Origin of the sequence: Escherichia sp. MOD1-EC6098 (genome assembly GCF_002965865.1) — a bacterium.
Classification (GTDB): domain Bacteria; phylum Pseudomonadota; class Gammaproteobacteria; order Enterobacterales; family Enterobacteriaceae; genus Escherichia; species Escherichia marmotae.
In genome coordinates, this window is the sequence record NZ_PTSN01000022.1 from 1 (window position 1) to 25,917 (window position 25,917).

The 25,917-nt window shown below is 50.5% G+C and carries 27 protein-coding genes and 4 pseudogenes; 8 read left to right on the top strand and 23 right to left on the bottom strand.

What is annotated here, in order from left to right; all coding sequences use genetic code 11:
- The 5 genes and pseudogenes from C0K55_RS20310 to C0K55_RS20335 all read left to right on the top strand — a co-directional run.
- On the top strand, positions 1 to 740 hold a 740-nt coding region (locus C0K55_RS20310; protein WP_172955696.1), incomplete at its 5' end, for an RHS repeat domain-containing protein.
- On the top strand, positions 737 to 1,333 hold the full coding sequence (locus tag C0K55_RS20315) for a hypothetical protein (RefSeq protein ID WP_236942610.1): 597 nt from the start codon (positions 737 to 739) through the stop codon (positions 1,331 to 1,333). The genes C0K55_RS20310 and C0K55_RS20315, both read left to right, overlap by 4 nt.
- A 155-nt stretch (positions 1,334 to 1,488) precedes the next feature.
- A pseudogene (locus tag C0K55_RS20320) lies at positions 1,489 to 1,983 on the top strand (RHS repeat-associated core domain-containing protein); the annotation flags it as partial.
- Positions 1,970 to 2,419: a DUF2947 family protein gene (locus tag C0K55_RS20325; RefSeq protein WP_105267054.1), complete on the top strand. Its 450-nt coding sequence runs from the start codon at positions 1,970 to 1,972 to the stop codon at positions 2,417 to 2,419. The pseudogene C0K55_RS20320 and the gene C0K55_RS20325, both read left to right, overlap by 14 nt.
- A gap of 604 nt (positions 2,420 to 3,023) precedes the next feature.
- On the top strand, positions 3,024 to 3,308 hold the full coding sequence (locus C0K55_RS20335) for a hypothetical protein (RefSeq protein ID WP_001516396.1): 285 nt from the start codon (positions 3,024 to 3,026) through the stop codon (positions 3,306 to 3,308).
- A gap of 41 nt (positions 3,309 to 3,349) precedes the next feature.
- Here the strand turns inward: C0K55_RS20335 and C0K55_RS26705 are convergent.
- A pseudogene (locus C0K55_RS26705) lies at positions 3,350 to 3,481 on the bottom strand (SymE family type I addiction module toxin); the annotation flags it as partial.
- Positions 3,482 to 3,614: 133 nt separating this feature from the next.
- Here C0K55_RS26705 and C0K55_RS20345 point away from each other — a divergent pair.
- Positions 3,615 to 4,223, top strand: a pseudogene (locus C0K55_RS20345) (ISAs1 family transposase); the annotation flags it as partial.
- 29 nt (positions 4,224 to 4,252) lie between these two features.
- On the opposite strand, the gene C0K55_RS20350 reads toward C0K55_RS20345, so the two are convergent.
- Positions 4,253 to 5,302, bottom strand: a complete 1,050-nt coding sequence (locus C0K55_RS20350; protein WP_105266973.1) for a sensor domain-containing diguanylate cyclase — start codon at positions 5,300 to 5,302, stop codon at positions 4,253 to 4,255.
- A gap of 102 nt (positions 5,303 to 5,404) precedes the next feature.
- Positions 5,405 to 7,381, bottom strand: a complete 1,977-nt coding sequence (locus C0K55_RS20355) for an alkyl/aryl-sulfatase (RefSeq protein ID WP_105266971.1) — start codon at positions 7,379 to 7,381, stop codon at positions 5,405 to 5,407.
- A 322-nt stretch (positions 7,382 to 7,703) separates the two neighbouring features.
- Here C0K55_RS20355 and pptA point away from each other — a divergent pair, with 322 nt between their 5' ends.
- Positions 7,704 to 7,931, top strand: a complete 228-nt coding sequence (gene pptA / locus C0K55_RS20360; RefSeq protein ID WP_001120151.1) for a tautomerase PptA — start codon at positions 7,704 to 7,706, stop codon at positions 7,929 to 7,931.
- A 4-nt stretch (positions 7,932 to 7,935) separates the two neighbouring features.
- Here the strand turns inward: pptA and C0K55_RS20365 are convergent, their stop codons facing one another.
- The gene (locus tag C0K55_RS20365; protein ID WP_000085920.1) at positions 7,936 to 8,505 is read right to left on the bottom strand and encodes a flavin reductase family protein; all 570 of its coding nucleotides are present in this window, start codon (positions 8,503 to 8,505) and stop codon (positions 7,936 to 7,938) included.
- A gap of 174 nt (positions 8,506 to 8,679) precedes the next feature.
- On the opposite strand from C0K55_RS20365, the gene nhoA reads away from it, so the two are divergent.
- The gene (gene nhoA / locus C0K55_RS20370; protein ID WP_061090624.1) at positions 8,680 to 9,525 is read left to right on the top strand and encodes an N-hydroxyarylamine O-acetyltransferase; all 846 of its coding nucleotides are present in this window, start codon (positions 8,680 to 8,682) and stop codon (positions 9,523 to 9,525) included.
- Between the two features lie 143 nt (positions 9,526 to 9,668).
- On the opposite strand, the gene C0K55_RS20375 is transcribed toward nhoA, so the two are convergent.
- The 19 genes and pseudogenes from C0K55_RS20375 to C0K55_RS20460 form a co-directional block, all read right to left on the bottom strand.
- Positions 9,669 to 10,562 carry a PhzF family isomerase gene (locus tag C0K55_RS20375; protein WP_000804361.1) on the bottom strand — a complete coding sequence of 298 codons (894 nt, stop codon included), beginning with the start codon at positions 10,560 to 10,562 and terminating at the stop codon, positions 9,669 to 9,671.
- 80 nt (positions 10,563 to 10,642) lie between these two features.
- A complete protein-coding gene (narI, locus tag C0K55_RS20380; RefSeq protein ID WP_000617141.1) occupies positions 10,643 to 11,323 on the bottom strand; it encodes a respiratory nitrate reductase subunit gamma in 681 nt (226 codons plus the stop codon).
- Positions 11,320 to 12,015, bottom strand: coding sequence for a nitrate reductase molybdenum cofactor assembly chaperone (narW, locus tag C0K55_RS20385; protein WP_061090623.1), 696 nt, complete (start codon positions 12,013 to 12,015; stop codon positions 11,320 to 11,322). The genes narI and narW overlap by 4 nt, the downstream gene beginning before the upstream one ends.
- Positions 12,015 to 12,539: pseudogene (locus C0K55_RS20390) on the bottom strand (respiratory nitrate reductase subunit beta); the annotation flags it as partial. The pseudogene C0K55_RS20390 and the gene narW, both read right to left, overlap by 1 nt.
- Before the next feature lie 107 nt (positions 12,540 to 12,646).
- Complete coding sequence (locus C0K55_RS20395) at positions 12,647 to 13,372, bottom strand: Mom family adenine methylcarbamoylation protein (RefSeq protein ID WP_072160522.1); 726 nt, start codon at positions 13,370 to 13,372, stop codon at positions 12,647 to 12,649.
- Positions 13,293 to 13,478: a Com family DNA-binding transcriptional regulator gene (locus tag C0K55_RS20400; RefSeq protein ID WP_001372435.1), complete on the bottom strand. Its 186-nt coding sequence runs from the start codon at positions 13,476 to 13,478 to the stop codon at positions 13,293 to 13,295. The genes C0K55_RS20395 and C0K55_RS20400 overlap by 80 nt, the downstream gene beginning before the upstream one ends.
- A 123-nt stretch (positions 13,479 to 13,601) precedes the next feature.
- Positions 13,602 to 14,177 (bottom strand): DUF4376 domain-containing protein, encoded by a 576-nt coding sequence (locus C0K55_RS20405; RefSeq protein ID WP_105283426.1) that lies wholly within the window; start codon positions 14,175 to 14,177, stop codon positions 13,602 to 13,604.
- A 14-nt stretch (positions 14,178 to 14,191) separates the two neighbouring features.
- Positions 14,192 to 17,290: a prophage tail fiber N-terminal domain-containing protein gene (locus C0K55_RS20410; protein WP_105283427.1), complete on the bottom strand. Its 3,099-nt coding sequence runs from the start codon at positions 17,288 to 17,290 to the stop codon at positions 14,192 to 14,194.
- On the bottom strand, positions 17,277 to 17,717 hold the full coding sequence (locus tag C0K55_RS20415; RefSeq protein WP_000988326.1) for a tail fiber assembly protein: 441 nt from the start codon (positions 17,715 to 17,717) through the stop codon (positions 17,277 to 17,279). The genes C0K55_RS20410 and C0K55_RS20415 overlap by 14 nt, the downstream gene beginning before the upstream one ends.
- On the bottom strand, positions 17,717 to 18,604 hold the full coding sequence (locus C0K55_RS20420) for a gp53-like domain-containing protein (protein ID WP_105266511.1): 888 nt from the start codon (positions 18,602 to 18,604) through the stop codon (positions 17,717 to 17,719). Before C0K55_RS20420 ends, C0K55_RS20415 begins: the two co-directional genes overlap by 1 nt.
- A gap of 3 nt (positions 18,605 to 18,607) precedes the next feature.
- Positions 18,608 to 19,192, bottom strand: coding sequence for a YmfQ family protein (locus tag C0K55_RS20425; RefSeq protein ID WP_000951402.1), 585 nt, complete (start codon positions 19,190 to 19,192; stop codon positions 18,608 to 18,610).
- Positions 19,177 to 20,253: a baseplate J/gp47 family protein gene (locus tag C0K55_RS20430; RefSeq protein WP_105266510.1), complete on the bottom strand. Its 1,077-nt coding sequence runs from the start codon at positions 20,251 to 20,253 to the stop codon at positions 19,177 to 19,179. Before C0K55_RS20430 ends, C0K55_RS20425 begins: the two co-directional genes overlap by 16 nt.
- The gene (locus C0K55_RS20435) at positions 20,243 to 20,695 is read right to left on the bottom strand and encodes a phage GP46 family protein (protein WP_000206926.1); all 453 of its coding nucleotides are present in this window, start codon (positions 20,693 to 20,695) and stop codon (positions 20,243 to 20,245) included. The genes C0K55_RS20430 and C0K55_RS20435 overlap by 11 nt, the downstream gene beginning before the upstream one ends.
- Positions 20,692 to 21,228 (bottom strand): phage baseplate assembly protein V, encoded by a 537-nt coding sequence (locus tag C0K55_RS20440; protein WP_105266509.1) that lies wholly within the window; start codon positions 21,226 to 21,228, stop codon positions 20,692 to 20,694. The genes C0K55_RS20435 and C0K55_RS20440 overlap by 4 nt, the downstream gene beginning before the upstream one ends.
- Positions 21,219 to 22,289 carry a phage baseplate assembly protein gene (locus C0K55_RS20445; RefSeq protein ID WP_105266508.1) on the bottom strand — a complete coding sequence of 357 codons (1,071 nt, stop codon included), beginning with the start codon at positions 22,287 to 22,289 and terminating at the stop codon, positions 21,219 to 21,221. Before C0K55_RS20445 ends, C0K55_RS20440 begins: the two co-directional genes overlap by 10 nt.
- Positions 22,289 to 23,563, bottom strand: coding sequence for a DNA circularization protein (locus C0K55_RS20450; protein ID WP_105266507.1), 1,275 nt, complete (start codon positions 23,561 to 23,563; stop codon positions 22,289 to 22,291). Before C0K55_RS20450 ends, C0K55_RS20445 begins: the two co-directional genes overlap by 1 nt.
- Positions 23,563 to 25,434, bottom strand: a complete 1,872-nt coding sequence (locus C0K55_RS20455; protein ID WP_105266506.1) for a phage tail tape measure protein — start codon at positions 25,432 to 25,434, stop codon at positions 23,563 to 23,565. The genes C0K55_RS20450 and C0K55_RS20455 overlap by 1 nt, the downstream gene beginning before the upstream one ends.
- Entirely contained in the window at positions 25,421 to 25,558 is a 138-nt protein-coding gene (locus C0K55_RS26145; protein WP_001127483.1) for a hypothetical protein, read from the bottom strand. The genes C0K55_RS20455 and C0K55_RS26145 overlap by 14 nt, the downstream gene beginning before the upstream one ends.
- Positions 25,521 to 25,916 (bottom strand): phage tail assembly protein, encoded by a 396-nt coding sequence (locus C0K55_RS20460; protein ID WP_000829451.1) that lies wholly within the window; start codon positions 25,914 to 25,916, stop codon positions 25,521 to 25,523. The genes C0K55_RS26145 and C0K55_RS20460 overlap by 38 nt, the downstream gene beginning before the upstream one ends.
- Between the last annotated feature and the right edge of the window lies 1 nt (position 25,917).

A 25,917-nucleotide genomic window follows, 5' to 3' on the forward strand; every position in this document is an offset into this window, starting at 1 on the left:
AGGGGATAAGCCGCCTGTATATCTACAGCGACCAGGGGAGTTATGAACCGCTGGCGCGGGTGGACAAGGCGGGCAAAGAGGGACCGAACCGGATACTGTATTTTCACACAGATGTGAACGGCGCGCCGGAAGAGATGACGGACAGTGACGGGAAAATCGTGTGGGAGACGGGGTATCAGGTCTGGGGTAACACGATACAGGAGAAGGACCACGGCAGGGTGGAACAGAACCTGCGTTACCAGGGGCAGTACCTCGACAGGGAAACGGGGCTGCACTACAATCTGCACCGTTACTATGATCCGGATGTCGGGCGGTTCATAGTAACGGACCCGATAGGGCTAAATGGAGGTATCAACCTCTATGCTTATGCGCCGAATCCTCTGTCATGGATCGATCCACTTGGATTGTTTTGTGGTTCGTCTCAGAAGCACCATCCAATACCTAAATTTTTAGGCGGAAATAAAAAGCAAGATTTAATCAAATTGGATAAGGCACCTCATGTTGATTTTCATAATGCTTTAAACGAGAGCCTTAAAAAGCTTTTGGGTATGAGAGGTGGTGGCAAAGGTGGCGGGACTCGTGACTGGGAAAAAATGATGCAACGTACCCCTGGTGCTCAACAAAGAGCACTGGATGCCGCGCTCGATGCTGCCAGAAAGACTGACGCAACTCACGGGACCAGTATTTTTGATGCTATTATTGATAATATTAATAAAGGTAATTATAAGAAAATACCATGATGCGCGAACAACTTTATCATCTTTATTACTCTGGAATGGATGTCTACGATTTGACTCCTGAGTGGATATCCAAAAATGAAAGGCAGTTTTGTGGTTGTTGTGGACTACTGAAACTGCCTCATAGTGGTATGGATTTTGTTACGGACGGGAAAATAAGAAAAGACCTAGACATGATATCTATAGGACATTATTTGATACCTAGTGTTATGTCGCTCCGCTTATTTGAACTATTAGGTGAAAATGCTGTTCAATATCTAAATATTGGAACTATTTACAATGGTGTATCAAGAGATGATAAAAAACAACCTTTTGTCACCTTCGTTAGTAAGTACGACTACACTGTACTCAGGGGTGAGAAACCTGATATTTTTGATGGTATTCCTGTTTCTGAAGATGAACGGGAAATAATTTGTCCAGAGTGCCACTTTCGAGCAAGAAGAGAAAGGTCTCCATATTTTTTACTTGAAAATGAATATCCGGAACATCCAATTTGTTGTACAGACGCAGGATTGTTAATATATGAAAGTGTTTATAATAGAATAAAAGACATTAAATTGGTTGGTGTTCGGATAGAGAAAGTTAAAATTAAGTAAAGGCTTTTAAACTTTTGTCGTTGATGATCATAATTAAGGATGAAAATATTCCAAAAAAAACGATAATTTAATATAAAATGGAAATGTTCCCGATCAAAATAGACCGAATATTCAGGCGGTAACGTGTGAACTATGACGTCATGGTTCCAGAAAGGTATAGCAGAAGCAGGAAGTATGATCCACTGATTGGGTAGATTCATCGCACTGACCCGATAGGGCTAAAGGGTGGGATAAATTTATACCAGTATGCACCTAATCCATTAAGCTGGATCGATCCACTTGGTTTATTGAAATGTGGTCTGACTGGTAATGAAGTCGGTAATGCATCAAATTTACCTGTTATACGACTTGGCACAAAAGAATGGAGACAGGCTGTTGAAGCTATCAGAAGCGGTAAAAATACTAACTTCAGGGTAGCAAGCGAAAAAGATGCTGTAGATCTTATTAGTCAGGGCCGTGGACGGATGCAAAGACAAGGTGCTCCTAGCGATCCCTATAATGAGATGGGTGAACCTTACAAGAAAGGATATGAAGTTCATCCAAATGAATCACATACGCAAAATGCGCCTGAAAATGACATACCCCATGTCAAATGGAAAGATTGGGAATCGGGAAAATCTAGCGGAGGAAGAAGCCATGTCTTTTTCTGAATATGAAGAATTTTTTGAAATATGGCGTTTTGAGGAGTGCTCTGAACTAATGCAAGCTGTTCAGCGCGGAGATATAATGTTATTTAATAAAGAGCAGAGTAAAATTCTTTGGTCTATGTTTGTCTCACCAAATGTGAAACATCTGATGAGAATGGATATGAAAGTGTTCTCGAAAATAGAATATTGCGATGTCGATTTCGACAGAAAGGAATCTGCTGATGATTTATTCTATAGATTTAATGAATTATCTGACCATTCTCAATATGTGTTTTTATTCTTTGGTGAGAAACATCTATGTATAACTCCATATTCTCTTTTGCAGAAATATTGGAATTATTGTTTTTTACCATCAGATGAGACAACTATAATTATCACGCCTCAAAATAAGCATTTTCTTTTCTCTTATGAGGAACGTTTTTTTATTGTAACCAGATGATTGCTTATAATAATTAGATAAGATAAATTATCTCCCAATGAATTTATCAATCGATGACAACAAGTTATGATGGTATAACACTATGATTTTGAACATTTATGTTTGACGTTGATGGTACGGTTCGCTAAATGGGTAGATTGCGTATCCTGATCCGATAGGGCTGGCGGGGGGGGGGCTGAACTTATATGCTTATGCGCCTAATCCTCTTGGATGGATAGATCCTCTTGGATTAAGTGCCGCCTCTGATTTGCCTCAATTAAAAGGAAGATCCCCAGGGGCAATAGGTTCTATTCTTACTGATAATGGATTCAATTTGGATAAACAAACAAGTACCGGGAATCAGACATGGAGTCACGCTGATGGCTCTAAAGTTCGTGTCGATCCCTATGGAAATCAAAGTATGACGATGAAAAACGGTGATCCATTACCCAAGTCTGGGGCTAACGCACATGTGCATAAATATGATCCCGGTGAGGTACCTCTGAATGACAGAGGCATTCCGAGTACTAATCCGAATGAAACACACATAGGGATCAGGAATCCAAATGATTATCCTACAAAACGAGGGCGGGCCCATGGGTGCGGCGCATGAGGCAAGAAATTAATGAGTGTTGAATATATTATACATGTTGATGATAAAGTAGATAATTTACTTTCTTTTATTGTCGAGAGAATAAAAGAAAATCAACCATCCTCTCGGATTAATACTGATGGTTCACTTTGGATTCCATCTAGTTATTCAAACTGGATTGATTTTTCAATAGAAGATCATGAGGATGGTTTTTTTATTGTAAATAATTTAAATGGAAGTGATAGAGATAAATTATTTTCACTGATATTTACTGCCTTTCATGAATTGTCTATAAAATATGAAATAGAAGAAGTCTAATGAAAGCTGGGAGGAAAATTAGAACTTCCCGGCTTTCATTTTTATGCTTCTTTCAATACGCCGGATATCCCAATCTTCATTTCTTTAACCACCTGTTTAACCTGATAAAGCTCCTTCCTCAGTTCCTGTACTTCGTTGCAGTCAGCGATCAGGATCAAACATCCCAGGGAAAGATCACGTAACGCTGCTTTTTTGTACTAAATAATTCGCACTAAATGTTCAATAATTAAAATATTCCTTATTACCTAAAGCTATTTTTCATTGCTTATACATGATCAAATACTCCTTACATAATTTAAAAAATTGATGGAACATATTTCTATCATCCCCGATTACAGACAAGCCTGGAAAGTGGAACATAAATTGTCTGATATTCTACTGTTGACTATTTGTGCCGTTATTTCTGGTGCAGAAGGTTGGGAAGATATAGAGGATTTTGGTGAAACGCATCTCGATTTTTTGAAGCAATATGGTGATTTTGAAAATGGTATTCCTGTTCACGATACTATTGCCAGAGTTGTATCCTGTATCAGTCCTGCAAAATTTCATGAGTGCTTTATTAACTGGATGCGTGACTGCCATTCTTCAGATGATAAAGACGTCATCGCAATTGATGGAAAAACGCTCCGGCACTCTTATGACAAGAGTCGCCGCAAGGGAGCGATTCATGTCATTAGTGCGTTCTCAATAATGCACAGGCTGGTCATCGGACAGATCAAGACGGATGAGAAATCCAATGAGATTACAGCTATCCCTGAACTTCTTAACATGTTGGATATTAAAGGAAAAATTATCACAACTGATGCGATGGGGTGCCAGAAAGATATTGCAGAGAAGATACAAAAACAGGGAGGTGATTATTTATTCGCTGTAAAAGGAAATCAGGGGCGGCTTAATAAAGCCTTTGAGGAAAAGGGAGCGTAATCTGACTTGTCTCCCAAAGCTTACAAAGCCCACCGGTTCCGCCCGCTTTCTTTCGCCCGGTACAGCGCAGCATCGGCATCTGCAACTATTTGTTCAGTCGTTTTGGCGGGAGCAGAACAGGTGATCCCCTGGCTAACCGTAACAAACGCACTTACAGAAGATGCCTGATGGGCAATCGCTGCTAGTTTAAGTTCTTGCTTAATTCTGGCTGCTATCTTTTCGGCTTCCTGCAAGCAGGCATTAAAAAGAATAATGGCAAACTCTTCGCCACCATAACGAGCGACTATATCTTCGGGCTGGCGAATTGCGCGTTGCAGTACATCGGCAACTTGTATCAAACAACGATCGCCCGCCGGGTGTCCGTAAGTGTCGTTGTAGCGTTTAAAAAAATCGACATCCAGCATAATTAGGGCAAATGAGGCCTCTTGTTCTACTGCATCACCTAAAATACTATCCAGCGCCCGTCGGTTTGCCACTCCCGTTAAGGGATCGCGATGAGCCAATGCGTCGAGGCGATTAATTAGCAGGTTGTTGTATCTGTTTTGTTGCCATGCTTCTTCAAACCAACGTAATAAAATAAAACGTCCACCATAGAGAGCGAGAGAAAAAAGGCACCAGATAACAACGAAATGAATATTTAAATGATGATTGAGCATAAGACTGGCTAACGGAATGGTAAACCATAAGGGAATGATAAATGCGAGTAGTGATGGAGTATGAAAATACAATGCAACAATGGCGCTAAGCATTAATAATACACATAGCGGATAAGCAAAAGGTAGCGTCCAGTGTGCAATAAAATAAAAGCAACACCATGACCATAACAGGCTTAGAACGAACAATAACCGCTGAATATACAGTACGTTTTTGCGGGGGGTGACCAATAAAAGGCCACTGATCAGCAGAATGCCAAATGATGAAATATCGATAGTATGTACAAGGTTTTCCTCATTAAACCATGAAGTCATATCCTCATTGAATAAAATGCTTCGCAGCAAAATCATCGATGAAAAAACGATGTTAATCAAGGCAAACCACGGCAGGCTAATCGACATTCCACGAATAACCATATCCTGTCGTTTTTTCCACGAATAATGAGAGTGTTTTCTTTTATCAAAAATCATTTCTTATAACCAGAAAAGGGCAGGAAGCCTGCCCAATTTATGCTGAACTTATGGCGTCACAATATTGAACCAGAATTCAAAATTATCCATATAGCCTAACATTTCGTTGAGTTTCTCTGCATTGCCACTGATTTTGACTTCGCCTTTATCTATCGCTTCTTTCAATGTCTCTTCCTTCAGAACGATTTTATTCAAGACATCGCGGGAGAGAGTGATTGTCGCGTCAGCATCAGATGCTTGCGTACCTGCAGTGTGATTGAGCACACCATTTTCAAGCTCTACTTTATAAGTGCCGCCATCTTCACCGAAATCAAAATTCAATACAGCTTTAGCGTCTGCTGCTTTCTCGCCATTAATGTGCACCGCAAGATAATCAAAGAACATTTCCGGCGTCATTGCGCGTACAGTGTCAGGGCTGGCAGTATTTGGCGTTGGCAGTTTTTGCACGCCGTTACGTAATTCCTGTGCGCCAGTAAGATAGAAATTACGCCACGGCCCGGATTCTGCCTGGTAGCCTAACTGTTCAAGCGCATCGGCTTCCAGATTTCTCGCAGCCTGGTTATTTGGATCGGCAAATACCACCTTGCTGACAACCTGGGCAACCCAGCGGAAATTACCCTGGTCATAATCCTGTTTGGCTTTTTGTAAAATGGCATCAGCACCGCCCATATATTCGACAAATTTCTTCGCAGCGTCTTCTGGCGGCAATTCATCAAGCGTTGCCGGGTTACCATCAAACCAACCGAGATAAAGCACATAAGTTGCTTTCACATCATGACTCACCGAACCGTAATACCCGCGATTCGCCCAGGTGTTAGCAAGCGAGGAGGGTAATTTAAAGTTTGCGGCGATCTCATCGCGGGTCTGCCCCTGATTCGCCATGCGCAGCGTTTGATCGTTGATGTAACGATACAAATCGCGTTGGGTTTTTAGCAGTTTAACGACGTTGTCATTGCCCCAGGTTGGCCAGTGATGCTGAGCGAGAATTATCTCCGCTTTATCACCCCACAAATTGAGTGCCTCGTTGATGTATTTGGACCAGGGAAGAGGTTGACGAATTTTGGCACCACGCAGTGAATAGGTGTTGTGGAGGGTGTGCGTGACATCTTCTGCAGTTTCGATCAGTTTCTTTTCTTCGATAAACCACAACATTTCAGAAGGAGCTTCGGAACCGGGCGCCATCAGAAAATCGTAGGTCAACCCATCGATCGTCTCTTTTTGCCCGGTTTTGGTGATGTAGTTGGTAGGGGCAATCAATGTAACTGTTCCTGCTGACGTTGTTGTTCCCAGCCCGGCTCCAACCTGGCCTTTAGCATCAGGTTTCAATAAGTTGCCGTACATATAACTGGCTCTTCGGCTCATCACATTGCCAGCCATAATATTTTCTGAAACGGCCTCCTCTAAAAAACCGGCTGATGCATAAATTTTTGTTTTACCTGATTTAACGTCAGCTTCATCAACCACGCCGCGAACGCCACCGTAGTGATCGACATGGCTGTGCGTGTAGATAACTGCCACTACCGGTTTTTGACCACGATTTTTGTAATAAAGATCCATACCCACTTTGGCTGTTTCTGCAGAAACCAGTGGGTCAACGACGGTAATACCTTCTTTACCTTCGATGATGGTCATATTTGATAAATCGAGATTGCGAATTTGATAGACGCCGTCGGTTACTTCAAATAAACCACTGATATTTATCAGTTGCGCCTGACGCCATAAACTTGGGTTAACCGTATCAGGTGCTTTATCGCCTTCTTTTATAAAAATATATTGCTGTGGATTCCAGATGACGTTCCCTTGTTCACCCTTAATCACCTCCTGAGGTATGGGGGCAATGAATCCTTTATGAGCATCAGTGAAATCGGTGTTATCGGAAAAGGGTAATTGACTATAAAGCGCATTATTCGCTTGTTGGGTGGCTGAGGTGGCCTCTTTTGGTGCTTCCGCGGCAATGAGAGGAAGTGAACTGGTGGTGAATAATCCCATGACTAGCAGACTTTTAGCAATATGATTAAGCTGCATCGCAAGTGTCTCCAGAAAGACTTTATAAAAGAAAGGATATTCCGAGCGAAAATTCTTAGTGAGGGCAAGAATAACTATAATTGGCATTAATAAATCAGCAAGCTGGATGTCGTGAATTTTCTTAATATGATAAGAAATAAAGAATAGATTCTGTATATTACAAGACAGGTGTTTATTATTGTGGAAGCTAATAGTATATGTACGTTATTAAAATGGAGATGTAAATATCGCTATCTCTTTGCACATCATTTCGCATCAAAGAACACATGACGTTTTCGGCTTGTGCTAATTTTGCTGGCAGTCTTTAAAAAGGAGCATAACAATGCCACATATTGATATTAAGTGTTTTCCCCGTGAACTGGACGAGCAACAAAAAGCGGAACTGGCCGCGGAGATTACCGACGTCATTATTCGCCATCTGAACAGTAAAGAGAGTTCGATCAGCATCGCACTACAGCAGATCCAACCGGAAGCATGGCAAGCTGTCTGGGACAGCGAAATCGCGCCCCAGATGGCGACATTGATCAAAAAACCGGGTTACAGCATGTAGCGCGCTATCCTGCCGTGACGCGTTTACCGCTGGTAACGAAAGTGCCAGCGCCTAAATGGTGAAGGGTGTTGAGTTTATCATCATCAAATTGCCAGCGACCTTCGACAAATACCCGCGCGTCTGCCGCTGCCGACACAACTTCGCCAAATAGAGTATCGTATTTTTCTTGCGCAGAAGTCGCGGGCAGCAGGCGGCATTCCATCCACGCCAGACATTTCTCTTCGACCAACGGTAAACCCAGCACCGGACCTTTCACGACAGGAATGCCGTAACAGTTAAACTTATCTTCATCGCGCCCTGAAACGCTACCTACCGCCCAGGTCCAGTTAGTTGCCGCTACGCCGGGGATCACAATGCCAAACATGCCGCTACGTTCTATCAACTCCCGTGACCAGGTGGATTTATCCACCACAATTGCCACCCGCGGCGGCTCAAATTCTACAGGCATCGACCAGGCTGCGGCCATTACGTTTCGTAACTGGGACAGTTTATCGTGACTGGTAATCAAAATAGTCGGGCCGTGGTTTAACAGACGGCTGGCATGATGCAACTCGACGGGAATAAATCGGCTCACGGTATCGCCTCGCTATGAAGGGGGTTTTAAAAGCGTAGCTCGTAACGCAATAAGCAACGAAATTAACGGGATTGGCGATTTACGAACGTGATGGATGTCCACGAACGCACAAAATAGCCGGTGCTACGTCTAATCCAGGTTATAAGTTGATAAAACCACTTAGGGAAACGCCTGATGACGCCCATTCTGAATCACTATTTTGCCCGCATTAACTGGTCGGGAGCCGCTGCGGTCAACATCGACACGCTGCGCGCATTACACCTGAAACACAATTGCACCATTCCGTTTGAAAACCTCGACGTCTTGCTGCCGAGGGAAATGCAGTTGGATGATCAATCGCTGGAAGATAAGCTGGTCATCGCCCGTCGTGGTGGTTACTGCTTTGAGCAGAATGGCGTGTTTGAGCGGGTGTTACGCGAGTTAGGTTTCAACGTTCGTAGTCTGTTAGGACGCGTTGTGTTATCTAATCCACCATCGTTGCCGCCGCGCACGCACCGTTTGCTGTTGGTGGAGCTGGAAGATGAACGCTGGATTGCCGATGTCGGTTTTGGTGGGCAGACGTTAACCGCGCCGATTCGTTTAGTGCCTGACATCGTGCAAGCCACGTCGCACGGAGAGTATCGCCTGCGACAGGAAAATGACGACTGGATTTTGCAGTTTAATCATCATCAGCACTGGCAGTCGATGTACCGTTTTGATCTCTGTGAACAGCAGCAAAGCGATTATGTGATGGGCAACTTCTGGTCGGCGCACTGGCCGCAATCGCATTTTCGCCATCATTTGCTGATGTGCCGTCATTTGCCAGATGGCGGCAAGCTGACGTTGACCAATTTCCATTTTACCCGTTATGAAAATGGTCACGTAGCAGAGCAGCAGAATTTGCCAGATGTAGCGTCGTTATATGCCGTGATGCAGGAGCAGTTTGGTCTGGGCGTGGATGATGCAAAACATGGTTTCACTGAGGATGAGCTGGCGCAGGTGATGGCAGCATTTGATACGCATCCGGAGGCAGGTAAATAGTTTGTGTCAGAGTGCCGGATGCGGCGTAAACGTCTTATCCGGCCTACATTAGCCAACAGATTCAATAAATTATGATGCGGTTGTAGGCCTGATAAGCGAAGCACATCAGGCAATTTGTTTTTCTGCCATTTATGGCAACGGTTTTAAAGATCAATTGCCCACTCGGCATGAAATAAAATCACCGCCGTACCAGAAATAGTCACTTTCTCCGGCTGGTTATCGCGAATTGTCACCGTCACATCAATCACTCCATCACGACCTAATGCGCGCCCCTGATGGCCTTTAACACGCAATACATTGCCATCGTGGGGTAACACGTTGTGATGCACCAGCCATGCGCCCATCGGGCCGTTGGCATTGCCGGTAACCGGATCTTCCACAATGCCAATTGCAGGCGAGAACATGCGTCCATCGGTTTCATTTTTACCAGGGCGGATCTGGAAGGGGAAAAAACCATTACAGCCAATCTGTTTACTGATGGCAGTCAGCGCAGCGAGGTCTGGTGAAAGGGCATCGATATCCACTTCCGGCTTCAACGGGATCATCACTTTTGAGTGTCCGGTAGTCGCCACCTGGATCGGCAAACCGGGCAGAATGTCGTCTTCAGTGAGATGAAGCGCGTTGATAATCGCCGCACGTGTTTCGCCTTCCAGCGGTGGCTCAAAGCCAGGGGAACCTTGTTCCAGCGAAATACGATAATCATCGTTATGTTTTTCGATAGTCACGCGGTGCTTTCCCGCCAGTGACGTTTGCCAGACGGTGCAATTCCCCAAACCTGATACCTTCGAACGCACATAGTGCGCCGCCACGGTCGCGTGACCGCAAATCGGCACTTCAACCGTTGGCGTAAAGTAGCGAATGCGCACATCGCTGTCGTCGCTGTGCAACAGAAAAGCGGTTTCAGAATGGCCTAATTCGCGGGCGATAAGCTGCATTTGCGCTTCGCTGAGATCATCGGCAGGGAAAACAACACCGGCAGAATTGCCGCGAAACGGTTGAGAGGTAAAAGCATCGACGTGGTAAACCTGCGGTTTCATTAACGTTCTCCTGTGGCTGGAGAACTAGCATAGCCTGCAAGTGGCCGGAGAGCGAAGGGCTAATCCGGCCAACGTGAGAATCAACGCCGCGAGCGCACAATCTGATACCGACGGGTAAAGTACTCAAACGGCGCACTCCACACATGCACCAGTCGGGTGAACGGGAAGAGCAGGAAGATGGTCATTCCTAACACCAGATGAACGCGAAAGATATAAGCCACACCATCAAGATGCGTCGATGCACCGCCCTGGAAAGTGACGATGCTTTGCGCCCAGCCCACCAGCTTCATCATTTCGCTGCCGTCCGGATGTTGTGCTGAAAAGGGAATGGTGGTTAACCCCAGAATGCACTGAATTAACAAAATGGCGAGGATCAGGATATCCGCACCAGAAGACGTCGCCCTGATACGCGGATTCGTTAAACGGCGTACCAGCAACCCCGCTCCGCCAATCAGTGTCAGCACACCGCAAATACCACCGAGGATCATCGCCATCTGCTGTTTTACCGCCACTGGCAGAAACCATGCGTACATCCAGTGTGGCGTTAGCATGCCAAACAAATGGCCGAAGAAGATCCCCAGAATGCCGATATGGAACAAGTTCGACCACAGCACCATTCCACGTTTATCCAACATCTGGCTGGAGGAGGCACGCCAGGTGTACTGTCCGTAATCGTAGCGCAGCCAGCTTCCGAGGATAAAAACCGTGCCACACAAGTACGGGTAGATATCGTAAAAAAAGACGTTCAGATACTGAATCATTTCCCACCTCCCGCACTGATGTCGACATACTGCGGTGCGACATCCTGGCTAAAGCGTCGCTGATATTGATTAAGCGGCGAGCTGTCACACGCCGTGGCGTTATCTTCAATAAACTTCACCTGTTCCTCTTCCCACACTGCATCCAGCGCCTGACGGGTGTCGTCGCGCTCCTCGCTGCGTATCTGTTTTGTGACACTGTCACTTGAAAGAGTACTTCCCGCCAGATGCAGCAGGGCGTCAAACAACGGATACCACGGTGCCTCGCGTTGTTTTAAGCGTCCGCCAAGCAGGGCGAGGATTGGCGCAACGTTGAGCAAACCTTCTTTAGCCTGGTCATCCGGCAGCACACTTAAATACTCCAGATACAGCGGCAGATAATCAGGCAGCTCGCGACAATTTAGTTGCAGGCCGACTTTTTCATACTCCGCCAGCAGATCTACCATTGCCTGACCGCGATCGCGGGACTCGGCATGAACATGTTCGAATAGCAGCAGCGAAGTGGTACGTCCACGGTCAAACACTTCACACCATTCAGCCTGTTTATCCAACAGCGGTGCATTGAGCAGGTCGCAGGTGAAATCGGTGAGCATCGGCGCGTTACGGCGAATCAGCGCCAGTGCGTCGTCTTTGTTCTCCCATAGCAGCTCGTCCGGATACTCCATCAACAAGCCGATCACTTTGAGGATTTGCATTATTCCCCCTCCGCTTTATTGCGTACTTCGGTAATGTCGATGGCATCGATCCGGCTACTGTTGAACAGGTTGAATTTGGTATCAGAACCGTGGCAACCGTCGCCAAAGGTAAAGCCACAGCCGTTACGCTCTCCAAACGCATCACCCGCCATTTCCCGATGACTGGTTGGGATGACAAACCGATCTTCATAGTTGGCGATAGCGAGATAGCGATACATATCTTCGACCTGGGCGACGCTCAAACCCACTTCGTCAATTGCGCGGGTATCAGTTACGCCTTCTACGGTTTGCGAACGCATATAGTGCCGCATCGCCATCATCCGTTTCAGTGCCCGTAGTACAGGGCCGGTATCACCCGCACTTAACATATTGGCGAGGTATTGCACCGGAATACGCAGGCTTTCGATGGCCGGCAGCACGCCTTCGCTTTTGGGCAGTCCGCCCGCGTCGGCGTAAGACTGAATGGGTGACAGCGGTGGCACATACCAGACCATCGGCAGGGTGCGATATTCAGGGTGAAGCGGCGCACGAAAAACGCGAAAACGTTTCACGATAAATGCGAAAAATCTAATTTTCGCGCTTCAAACGAAACAGCGGCATTAACCGCTGTTTTTTTATTCATTACGAGGGATCACTTCGGGTATGGCTGAATCCTGAATAGCTTGGTGTTTAGGCGCTTTTTTGCACGCTTATTCAGGAATCTGATGTAGCGATATTGATTAAATTTGTGTACCACGGCCCGCTCCTTATTAGCCCGCAAATACACGCCTCGTTGCCCTCCACGCTTAATCGCGTTCATCGTTATCTCGTGATACCACTCGCCGTCCAGCTCGTAGAACGTGCTTTCATGGCTGCCAATAAAATCAAAATTCGACGCCTGATATACCACGCCTGCACGTCCGCAACGTTCGTCTGCAAAGGACTGAACCCACTCCACTGACGGATACAGTAACCTGATGGTTTTCAGCGCGTAGCTGATGGCCCGTGATTCAGAGTTGCGGGGCATGTCATCGTGTAACCACATGCGGTTCAGTTCCATATAGCCCCGGTTATCCGTTTCAAGCACGACCCGGCGCCCTGAGTTGGGGTTAAGGGCATATCCCCACTGAAGAACACCAACCAGATCACGTCCGCTGAATACGCCCAGATGCAGGTAGGAGTTATTCACAAAACGGCGGGAATAATGCTTTGTCTGAATGATTGTGCGGGCCAGCCAGCAGGATATGGTTTCAACACGCAGCTCCTTTGAACCATAACCGACAATACGGCCTTCATACTCAATAACGCAGGGTTTTGTCAGAATGCGTGATTTCTTCTCTTTTCCCACAATACAGCTCCGTGGGATGCTCTTTGGCATTCGATATGACAATGTAACGTTTACAGCGAGGACATTTAATTTCTATATGCTTAAAACCTCCTTTAAACAGTAATTTATTGCAGTTTTTACAGCGAACAGAGTCCATGATTCCCCCTGTGTAATAACCAGACATGAGCGCCCGGAGGGCTGGGGGTATTTAATCACAACCGATGCAAACCGACGATCGATATGATGTTATCGATCGTCATAAACTATACAAACTGATTATTTAATCACCGACAGTTAACGCTCTCACCTCGTCCAGTATGGACAGCTGGGAAAGCTGCTCCTTCATTTCACGCTGGCGCTGATAAATCTCGTCATTGCGATCGACCTGTGCCTGCGCCATTGCTGTCGCCAGTTCTTCCAGTTCCTGTATCGACAGTTTCACCTGTTGATTATCGGCGTCACCCCACGTCATAACGTCGCGTGCCATATCGGATTTTGATGCCATCACCACCGGATAAAGGCGAGCCAGTGAGTCGGGGCCAGCGTTCCAGGTATGACCGTTCCATTCGAACGTGAACGGCTGCGCTTCCTGCTCTGTTCGCCACGCCTCGATTTCCCGTTTTTTGGCATCTTTTGCCGCTGCGATAAGTTCCGGCGTGACGGTGAACGGGGCGATTTCGCCCCATTTGCCGCTCTGTAACTCTTCCCAGATGCGCTGGCCTGTCGGGGCGCTATCGTCCTGCATGGCGGTATACGGGACGAATTCCCTTTCACCTTCAAATAGCACCTCGCAGTCAACCGCACCATTTTCGAGATAATGCGCGTTTCTGATGCCTTTTACCGCTCTGATTTTCATGTTTTATTTCCTCGTTACTCGATGCGCACAAACAGGCAGATACGACCGCTTGTTCCGTAAGAGTCCCTGACCCCGGATAACGCCATATAACGCCCCGGGAAAGTGTACCCTGTAGCTCCTGCACTCGGTGTGGAACCGTAGGAGCCAGCCCCCGCAGAAGATATTGTGCACGAAAGATTAACTCCGCCCAGTTGTGACCCTGGCACCACATCACCCAGGCCAATTTTGATTTCTTTATCCCCGGAAGTTGTTCCGCGATAAACAGCAAGCACCGGAACACCCACTGCCGGGTATTTGAAATATGAGCCTGAGCCTGCTGTCCGGGACAGTAAGAACGCCAGCGAATCGCCGTCGTAAATGACAGGGCTTACTGTTGCATTCCAGTTGTTTCCACTCCAGCGGTAAGTCAGGCGATGAATACTGTGCTCACCTTCGTAATACTGGTTAAAACACAGCAGCATTTTGAATTTACGCGTTGTGTCTGATTCATCGTTATCAAAGGGCGACCACATCACATCAATGATGCCGTTAAATTTTGTGGTGCCTGCCAGTAGTGTGGAAGAGTCCGCAATGCTGACCGCATAACGCCCCGGGGTGGCCTCTTTCAGCCATTCAGCAAAATCGGCCTGTCCGTCAAATGTCAGGGCTTCGGTGCTGGCAAATGCCTGACCGAACCCATACATGCCGGACAGTGCCAGCCTGCCCGGTGTGCGGTCGCGGATATCGCTCTGGGGTTCCATCGTCGCAGCCGCTTTCAGTTCAAGCTCCGTGCGCATGGCTTCTGTCGTGTCCAGCGCCAGTAATGCGCGGGCTTTTTCTGACAGTTGCGCCAGTAAAATCCGGCCCTCTGCACTGAAATAAGGCAGCGTGTTTTCTTCCGGTGTTATCTGGCTGACAGCCGTTAACACGTCATTAAGCGGCTGTTTACCTGCCAGTGCTTTAGTGACCGTTGTCGCAAAGTTCGGGTCATTGCCCAGCGCCGCTGCCAGCTCGTTCAGCGTGTCCAGGGTTTCCGGTGATGAGTCAACCAGCGCGGCGAGCAGTTTGCGGACAAACGCCGCATTGGCTATCTCAGTGCCTGCTGCGTCATCCGGCGGGGTTGGTGTTGTCGGCGTTCCGGTCAGCGCCGGGCTTTTCAGTGGTGCGCGGGTTTCAATCAGCGCCCTGAGTGAAGCCTCATCAACCTTCAGGTTCTCCCACCCAACCAGATAACCACTTCCGGTGTAACGGTTGTAATAAATATGACCGTTAATACCGTAGAAAATAATGACCTTATAGGCCTTATCATCGGTCGGGTAGTCATTGGGTGTTGGCCAGATAATTTCAACAACACCACTGAACAACACGCCCTGTATTACTGCTTTTGTATCCGCATAAACGGCATAGCGTCCGGGTTTTGCCATTTTTACCCAGCGGAGAAAATCAGCTCCTGTTTTAAACTCGGTCCTGTCGATGCTGGAAAACGCTTTCCCAAACCCGAACATGCCGGGAATCGCCAGACGACCTTCGGTGCGGTCGTAAATATTCTCCTGCGCATCCTTCTGTGCTGCATTGCCAAGTTGTGGCGTCAGATTCGTCCAGGTGACCGGGGCGGAGATATTATCGCCACGAACGGTCATAAGAATCCGTCCGTCTTTTCCAAAAAACAGAACCAGCTTTGTTGCTGTCTGGCTGGTTTTGTCGCCCCAGCCATTATCCAGCCAGATAATTTCTGTTATCCCGGTGGTTTCTTCCGTTCGCGTGGAAAAGGTGTAATACCGTCCCGGGTGCAGGTTGTGAGCGGTTCTGGCTATATCCGCTATATTGCTGGCAATAATTGAACGTGCTCCGGCGTCCGTCATTCCGTAACCAAATGCACCAGGCAGCGCAACGCGACCTTCCGTGCTGTCGTAAAGGTCTGTCTGTATGTCCCTTACCGCTGCGCTTTTCAGCTCAAGCTCATTACGCATGGCTTCCACTGTGGCCTGTGCCAGCAGTGACCGGGCTTTTTCTGACAGCGGAGACAGTGAAGCATTCCCGTCCTGATTAAAGCACAGAAGGTTATCGGCTCGCTCTTCCAGATTACTGATAGCGGTTAACACGTCGCTGAGTGGTTGTTTACCCGCCAGCGCGTTCATGATTGTTGTCGCAAACTCCGGGTCATTGCCCAGCGCCGCTGCCAGCTCGTTCAGTGTGTCCAGGGCTTCCGGGGACGAGTCAACCAGCGCGGCGAGCAGTTTGCGGACAAATGCCGCGTTCGCCATCTCCAGCCCGGTCGCATCGTCCGGCGGGGTTGGTGTGGTTGGCGTACCTGTGAACGCCGGGCTGTCCAGTGGCGCTTTTGTTTTCGTCTCGTCCATGACGGTTTTGACGGCTTTTGGCGTGGCTGCCAGTTCTTCGCTGTCGTTGTCTGTATCACTACAGAGTTGCACCAGACCTTTTTCTGTCGTGGAAGCATTGCTTCCCTTCAGGTCATCAACTATCCGTTGTGCCTCGTCCCTGTGCTGTTTCGCGCTCTGCTCGCTTTTTGCTGCCGCTTCGGCGCTGGCTTTTGCCTCGCCGGTCAGCGTTGCAGCTTCACCGAGTTTATCGACCGCTTTCTGGACTATCTTATCGGCATCTTTGACCGCCTGTTCTGCCCGGGCGGCATTCTGGTTTGTTTCGGAGGCCAGCTCTTCAGCTTTCTGGACATTACCCGCAATTTCTTCTGCATCCTGCCGTATTTCCCCTGCGAGGGTTTCTGTATCCTGGCGGGCCTGTTCAGCAGCGTCCGCATGCTCTCTGGCTTTTTCTGCGCTTTGCTGCGCCTGTTGCGCCAGTTCCTCGAATTTCTTCAGGGCTTCCGGGCGCAGGTCAATATCGGTTGCCCCCAGAAAATCATTCAGCGAACCGTCTGTCGAATCTTCATAAACGCGAATGACACCGATTTCTGAAAGGCGCTGTGTGCTTTGTGTCAGGCGAACGCTGTACACACCCGGCAGAACGGGGAAGTCGTACTCCCCGCTCTGTGTGGTGACGTGGCTGAAAACACCTTTCAGAATCCCTGCGCGGTTGTGCAGGGAGGTCAGTGTAATGGTTGCGCCGCCCAGCGGTTCTCCCGTGGGCGTTTTAATCACACCTTTAAGCTGCGGCATCGGGACGCTCCGGCCAGTTGATGGAATTAAAGGAGGCTTCATCGGTAACGGTGCTTAAATCCAGCGCCTTCAGTGATTTGATATGCGCCATCCACCGCGCCAGACGGGCTTTATCGTCATCGCTGATGATTCCCAGTTCCAGCTCAGTTTTCCAGTCGGAGGTGATTTCCCTTGCTTCAGCCAGCAGGTGCTGGCGTTGCGTTTCCGCTTTCTGCTGCCAGTTAATTACGGGTTCTTTTAATACCGGATATCCGTTTTCGCCAGATACAATAATAAAACCGTCAGTCTGGCCCTGTAACAGTCTCTGATATTCTTCATCCGTGATTTCCTGTAAATCATTCGGCCACGTTCCCGCATTTTCATAATCACCCTGAAGGCCAGAATGATAAAAACCGTTTGTTGATGGGCTGAAATAAATAGTCATCATTAATACCCTATCGCTGTCCAGTACATAACGCCGTTATTCTCGCTGTTGAATGTCGCACCTGCTGCTGATAACGATTTCAGGGAAATAGAGTAATCAGCACGGGTGTATGCGTTGGTAATAGTGATGCTGGTACATGCTGACGGAAATGATATCGGAAACGTCAGCCCGGCACTGGCATTGCCGAGATACCCCCACTGAATAATCACCCCGGTGGACGTGTCCTTAAACCAGCCATTACCGGCTTTTGACGCCGTGTTTTTTTGCTGGTAACGGTTGTCACCTTCAGTTTGTGACATTCCCGCAGAAATCGTGATATCGCGGCTGCCATCAAACAGCACATTGTTAATCCTGCGGGCCGTCTGAAGGCGGGTTGCCGTTCCGGCGTTGCCGCTGATGTTGTTGATGGTGATATCCGACATCAGAGCCATGCCGTTGACCTTGCGGGTATTCGGTACGGCATTACTGGCTTTATTTACCGTGTCACGTAATGAAAGCGCATTGATAATTTCATCGGCTGTGGTTTTCCCGAGAATACCGCGCACAAACGCACTGAGCGGCGTTAATGCCATTGTGTCCTTGCCGGTGAAATACGGGAACGTATTATTCTGACCGGTTAATCCGGCAATAGCTCCGGCTGAACCACTGTTCGTGATAAACAGCTTTTTCAGCGCCGTCATGATCTGGTCGGTGGTATTTTTATCCGGCTTGATATTTGCCTGCCGGAGAATTTCCAGCAGTTCAGACTGCACGATATTAAACCAGTCCGGCCCCGGATAGGTGGGTGGAATACCATTCCCGCCTTCGGTGAAATAAAGCGTTGTCTTGCTTAATTCAGCCGCGACAGGTGGCATTACCGGTACACCCGTCGGATTATCCACATGAAACATAAATTATTCTCCGGTGTAATAATATTCATATTCCGTGCCCGCCAGCCGGTAATGCTTCAGCAGGCATTCCAGCTCGCGGGTGCGTTCGCTGATTAATGGCGTCATGACGTCATCAATACAGGTAAACCGTCCGGCATCTTTATCCGGGACTTCCACTTTCAGCAGCCAGCGATACCGGGCCGGATGCAGCGGATACATACAGTCGCGCAGGCAGTGGTGCGGCAGAACAGCCGTCACCTTAATGGTGAAGCCCAGCGCCGCCGCAGCGGCTTCAATCTGCCAGGTTGCCAGCCCGCCTTTGCGGCGGTATTTCTCCACCACGGCCCGGCGGCGGGCTTCCGTTGTGGTGGCGGCAATTCCGCATTCCGGCAGCGCCAGATATTGCTCCCACTCCGGCAGCAGCTGGAGCGTGGTTTCCGGTCGCATCTCCACATGCAGACGCGAGGCGTCGTATTCAACGCGGGTTAAACGCTCTGCAAGCGCCCTTAAAAAACGGTTTAAATCCGCGTCGTTATCACGCGGCCATGCCTTACCCCGTGGCATGACCTGTTGTAGTGCGGTCAGCCATTCCGTCACGCTGTGAGCCATGTCACCTCCCCGATGGTGATAAGCTCATCCACATCACTTGTGGTGTCTTCCCCGATGTTGAGGAAGTAATCCGTGATACCGGACGTCATACCGATGGCCGTGCGCAGCGAGGACACCGGCAGCATCTGACCGGGGGCCAGCGTTTTCTGTAATGCGGTCAGGTTTGCCCTGACGGCGTTCCTGTTCGCCTGGCTGTCCGGTGTCAGGCGGATGGACAGGTCGAGCTTCTTCAGCCTGACCTGCACTGGCCAGACCTCGATGCCGCCCGGTTTACCCACCATCACGCCGGTGACCGGGTGTTTGTGGCAGAACAGATACTGCTCCATTGTCTTCAGGTCGTCCCGTGTGGGGATAATGTCTTCACGGTCATCATAAAGCCATGCCAGCCCGACCGTGCCGGGGCCGTGCCACGCATCCCATGCCCACGCGCGGCTGACACCCGGCACTTCACGCGCCCAGATGACGTAATCATGCAGTGCACCGCCCACCGGGGGATTGCGGCGCACATACAGCAGACGGTCCAGCAGCTCTGCGATGGATTCGATGTCTGCGCCACCGGTGATGCCACTTTCAGTCACCGCGCCTGTGCTGCCCGTTCCGGGTAGCGGGGATAACAGGGTCAGCACGGCACCGGCAGCAAGATTGCCCGCCACACCGGCTTCTTCAGCCTGCACGATGACAGTGACCTCGCCGTCCTGTACCTCGCCGGATGTGAGTACCTGATACACCTGATTTGTGTCGGACTGCATCCGGGTTTCTGCCGGAATGGGGGACTGACTGGTGAAGGTCACCGGCCCGCTGGCAAAGGTGGCCTGCTTGCGGATAACCCCTTCATACGTTGCTGTTTTGATAATGGTTTCATCATCAGACGCGGTGGACGGAATTATCTGGTCCTTAATCCAGCTCTGATGGTCGTATAAATCCCGGACCTGACTGCTGAATGACACGTTCAGTGCCTGCTCAACACTGACAGGCGGCAGCTTTTGCAGGCCGAGTTCATACGCAATATCTTTTTCGCCGTCGGCAATCAGTTTGCCCAGCGTGGGGATTTCATACGGCATTAATGGTGGCCTCCCATCGGCGGGTGATTTCAATTGTGAGCGTGGTTTTGTCCGGGCGGGTTAACACCACCTGAAAGGCAATACGGTCAGGGACGATGATTCTGGCCGTGACGGTGGCGTTACGGGCGTAACCGGCCCGCAGCAGCGGTTGCATGGACAGCCGCGCGTAATCTTCCACACGCAGGCGGACATCTTCCGTCAGCTTTTCACGCTCAAGCAGCCACAGGCGGGAACCCCACGAAAAATCGCTGTACGTGTCGCCCGGCCAGCCGCGCGGGTCGCCAGAGCCGTCAGGAATGACATCATCGTCATCAGCACGGGCATCGGTGAAAAGGCAGATAAGAACCTGAGTGACCAGCCCCTCATCCAGTGAGAGGCCGTTATGGGTGACGGTGATGTCACCCCGTGAGAGCATGTTATTCCAGCGGATTCCTGTCGTCATACGGGCGGTGATGTATTCTCATTGTCGCCGTCCTTATGAATATGTTCGCTGAAAGATTTGCCGTTGATGGTGATGTCTTCAGTAAAATCACAGGGGCCGACGAATTTCATTTGTCCGCTGATGATATTCAGCAATTCGTCGGCAGTGAGATTTACCGCTTTCCCTGAAAAGTCTAATTGTTCTCCTGTGATTTCAATGATGCCGCCTTCCTTCAGGGTGATGTGTGATTTGCCGTCCTGGTGATACAGCCGGACGTCGCCGGGGGACAGCCCTTTCGGGCGACATCGCTTATCCTCCACCGCGATGGCAACCAGCCCGTCACGCCGCCCGCTAACGGCCAGCACTATGGCTTCAGAACCTTCCGGCGGCACGGATGTAAAACCGTAGTTCTGGAAGCGTTCCACGTCGTCGTCGGTGGCATCTGCCAGCGTCTGGATTTGCAGGTTCTGCCGCTCCAGACTGTCAGACACCATGCGGACAATGGCACGGTCAACCATCAACCGCAGACGGCGGGCAATGGCGTTTAATCCCATGTGGCCACCGCCTTTGTTTTCTTCGTCTTCGCTTTCATTTCCGGCATGTCCAGTGATTCAGGCGGAACCAGCGCCAGAACCGTCATCCGCCCCTGTGCGCCATCCGTCCAGGTCACCCCGGATATCAGCCAGGTGGTTTTCAGGTTCTGAATGCTGTCGTCGATATCGACAAGGCGGTTGGTCTGCCACAGCGGGCCGCTGTCGCCCTGTTCGCGCCAGCCTGCCACCGTGATTTCCGTCGTGCGGGATTCCCCCAGCATCCGGGCTTTGTACCATTCCCCGCGAATGCTGGCCCCGCCCACGGTCAGGCTGTCTTCATTGACCAGAATGCGCGGGCGGTAACGGTTAATTTCCGGGTCTTCGGTGATGTACTGGCGACCACCCACCATCGAGGCAGGCTGGCTGTCCCACAGTTTGCCACCGGCACTGGTGGTGCCCTTGATGATGTACTGGCTGTTACGCTCCCGCCAGCTGAAGCGCCCACGGGCAGCGAGGATATTTTTCCCCAGCACCAGTGACACACCCGCGCGAACGGAAGAGGCGCGGGTGATAATCAGGTTACCTGCGCCGTCAGACGTCAGCAGAACGCCGCGCTGTTTTGCCAGCCGGTCGAGCAGTTCAAAGCCCGTTTCACCCTGTTCCAGAACAACGGACGCAAACGCCTCCCCGGTCGGGGTTTCCGTGATGACGGTTATCCCGAACGGGCGGCAGACATCAGCCGCCACCTGTTCAAGCCGCACGCCTTTCCATTTCCCGGATGAATGCACCACAGAGCAGTCCACCAGGTCACCGGTTTTGTCGCGCCCCATGACGCGGATCTCCACGTTATCTGCGTCATAGCTGGGGATAAAATCATCAATATACCCCGTCAGCACGGTATCCGCGCCCAGCCTGACCGTGCAGGGTTGCCCCTCACGAATCACGCGCGGTGTCGCCGCTGACCAGCGGGTTGTCACACTGAGATCAAACTCACCGGCAATCGCCTTCAGGGAACGGCTGATGGACATTTCCGTCCAGCCCTCCCACAATTTGCTGTCAACGGTAAGAATCACGGATTCCATCAGTCGGTAATCTCCACAGGTTGCGTTGGCAGTATGAATGACGGATGGCGCAGGCGGTTACGCTGCACGATTTCATCCCGTCGGCTGGTGTCACCATGCTCGCGCCATGCCAGCAATGCGGCAGATGTGGTTGTGGTCAGCGTCACCTGCCGGGTTTCCGGCAGACGGGCGGCACGCTCGCGGGCATCCGTAATCACGGCCTGCCGTAAATCGCGCAGCGTTCGCCACAATGCCCGCTGGTTATTTTCCACCGCCGCCACCGCCTGCTCATGCAGTTCAGCCGCCAGCGTGTCACCGGCAGATAATGCCGCATCACTGGTATCGAACGTCATCGAGGCCACGGCATTTGCCTGTCCCAGCAGGGTTTCCAGCACAACCACCTGGCGGAAGTCGTCAATGTTCTTCTGCAGGCTGTCAGATACCGGCTGATAATCCGGTGACAGCCCGATAGCAAAGCCTATTTCACCGTCTGCCACGCTGCCGGGCTTCACGGTGATATCTTCCGGCAGTGCGCCGGTGGCAACCTGTCGGGCACGTTCTCCGGCCCACTGGTTGCGTAATGTCGTGTAAACCGCCAGTGCTTCGGGTGGTTCCGTCACCAGATCAACCACGCCGTCGATGAACGAGGACAGCTCACTGACCAGACGCCCCGGTGTGGCAATGATGGTTCCGGCCATCTCCTTAAAATGGTTCAGCCTGTCCATCCACTGATTCAGTGCTGCCGGTAACGTGGGCAGATTAGCCACAAGGTTCTCCATATCAGCCAGAAAGCTGTCGGCCATCTCACCCAGCCCGTCGAGTGCGCCGAACCAGTCGCCATCGTCAATGGCGGCTTTCACCGCATCAATGCCCGTCAGCACTTCCTGCTGCGTGTTATCCGCCGCAGACGGGAACAGGCGCTCGCCTGCCTCAAACACTTCAAAGGTGACATACGCAATGCCATCTTCCTCCGTGCTGAGGCGATGGGTGACCTTGCCAACCTGTACGGTCTGTATCCCGAACCACGGGTGGATAAGCTCGCCGGGGCCTGGGGTATTGAGCGCGTCTAAAAGGGCGTTTAAATCATCCTGGAAGTTTTTACCCAGCAGCTTTGCGTTAATCTGCTGTTGCCCCGGAACGGCCCCGTTATCATCCGTCCAGGCGGTTTCGCGCCGGGGATACGCACGGGGAATAGCCCTGCGGCCACCGGTGCCTTCCGTATCCACCAGAAAGAAGGGGACACCGCGAAACGAGGCGTCGCGCAGCCCGTCCCATTTGCCTTTGCTTGTTGTCATTACCCTTGCTCCACGCTGGTGACGCCAGCCTGCGCACTGAGTCTGACGCCGGGTTGATCCACTCTGACGCTTTTCACGCGGGCGTCACCTTCCACCACCACACGGATTTCCCCCTGCAATTGTTGCGGAAGAAAAGGATAATTCTGTGTGGGTTGCATACCTGCCCACGGTCGCGGGTCGGCAATGTTCTTGTCACCCAGCGAGTTGAACCAGTCCGTTACCTTACGCCAGACGGACTCGAGCGCTTTCTGATTGTCCTGACTCTGTTGCGCGAACTCGCGCTCCCACGGGCTGGCGTCGGTGGCACCGGCAACGGATTTTGTAAGGCTGTCAACTTCACCCGGCAGGGCGTATTGCGTGGTCAGAAAATCGTAAAACTCCAGAGCACCGGCAATGATGCCAGCGCCTTTACCTGCCTTTCCTCCACGGTTACCCGGCCCCCGAGGATTGCGGGGGTTACGGGGATTGCGCGATGAATCCGGCGCATCCGACAGACCGCCGGTATTACCCATCCCGCCACTGCCCATATTAACCACATACACCGGCATCACGCCGGAGCCGAAAACATCCGTGATGCCGCCGGGTATCCCTTTGCCTTTCCCTTTGGGATTCATGATGTCGTGGATGGTTTTACCGAACTGGTACGTCTTTCTGATGGCGATAATGCCGCCCAGCGCGATCGCCATATACTTACCGACCTGTAACCAGGTCTGGACGGTGTTCTGGTCCACGCTGTTAATGGCATCAGCCAGTTCCTGAACGGGTTTTGCCAGCTGGTTGTGGGAGAATTTTTTCCAGCTGGTTTCCAGTGCCTGCATGGCGGACGTAAAATCCTGTGCAGCATACGCGGCATCTTTCATGATGCCTTTACCATCACCGACGACTTTCATATAACGTTGCAGGTTTTCTGCACCTTTGCCTGACGTTACGCTGCTTAAAAGCATGACTGAATCCTGGTTAAAACCGGCTTCAATCAGCCTTTTATTTTGTTCTTCTGCGCCCCGGTTCCCTGATTTTCTGGCAATCTCCTGAAGCAATAGTGGAAGCGAGCGCATCCGGCCATCTTTCCCGTAAACATCAATGCCATTTGTCCGCAATGTTTTTACAACCTTAGGAAGCTGTAAATCACGGATCAGGTTTTCAACAGCGGTTGCGGCGGTATCACGGTTCCCTGTGGCATCAACGGCAGATTCAAGTGCAACCCCTACGTCCTTGACACCCTGCACACCACGTCCGCCCGCAGCGGAATACAGCGACATCGCACGGGTTGCTTTTTCTGCGATGTCTTTCAGTTCATAGGCACCTTCTTTTCCCAGCAGGTTCAGGGTATCCATTGCCTTTAAGGCTTCGTTTTCATCCCTGATGCCGAACTTCGTAAACTGAGAAAACAGCGAGCCGATGGATTCGCCTGAACTTCCGGAAGCGGCAATAGATGCCGCCATCATTTCTTTGTTTTTAACACCAAAATCAATCTCACCCGTCACGGTGCCGACTTTTTCCACTGCGCTTATCAGTTCACTGTCATCAACCTTAAATTTGATGGCGGCATCCTGAATACCATTCAGCATCTGTGCCATTTCGTCGCGCGTCTTTTCTGCGGCAATACCAATACGGGTCATCCGGCGATCCACCTGCGCAAACTCACGCATCATGGCGCTACCCGCAAAACCGGCAATCATCGCCGTGTAGCGGTTACCCAGCGTGTCAAGGCCACGCGTGGCAGCCTCCGTTGTGGCTTTGACAAGGCGCATGGCCTTCTGATGATTCCGGGCGAACTGCGACATATTTGCGCCGTACTGCCGGGCTTTGGCGGTCAGGTTCCCGGCAAGGTTGATCATGATTTCCGTGCTGAGACGGTTACCTGTTGCCATGCTGTTTCTCCAGTTGCTTTATCAGGCGGAACAGCTGCCGCAGGGGCAGCTGTTCCAGGTACTGAATGCTGAATCGCTGAGACAGGTTAACCAGCAGGTTCATCAGTGCCGCCGCCAGCGGCATCAGTTCGCCCCCGCGTTGCCACCTCCTCAAGCATTTCATCCAGCGCAGCGGCTTTCGTGCTGATAAGCTCAAGGTCTGCCGGGTGGAGCATTCGCAACTGTTTCATGTCCAGCGGGCCGGGAATGCTGCCGATGGCCGCAACCTGACGGCGCATCATCTCCAGCCCCATCAGCACTTCAGAGCAGTAGGCCACTGCCTTTCCGTTCCCGCCCATGACGACGCGTTCTGCGGCCAGTTGCGCATCAATCACATCACTGGCAGTCAGTTCGCGCAGCTTCACGGTTTTATGCAGGGTTTCATCTGCCGTGCCTTTGCCGGTCAGAAGCCCGTGTTTCAGTTCAAATTCCATTTCAGCCATG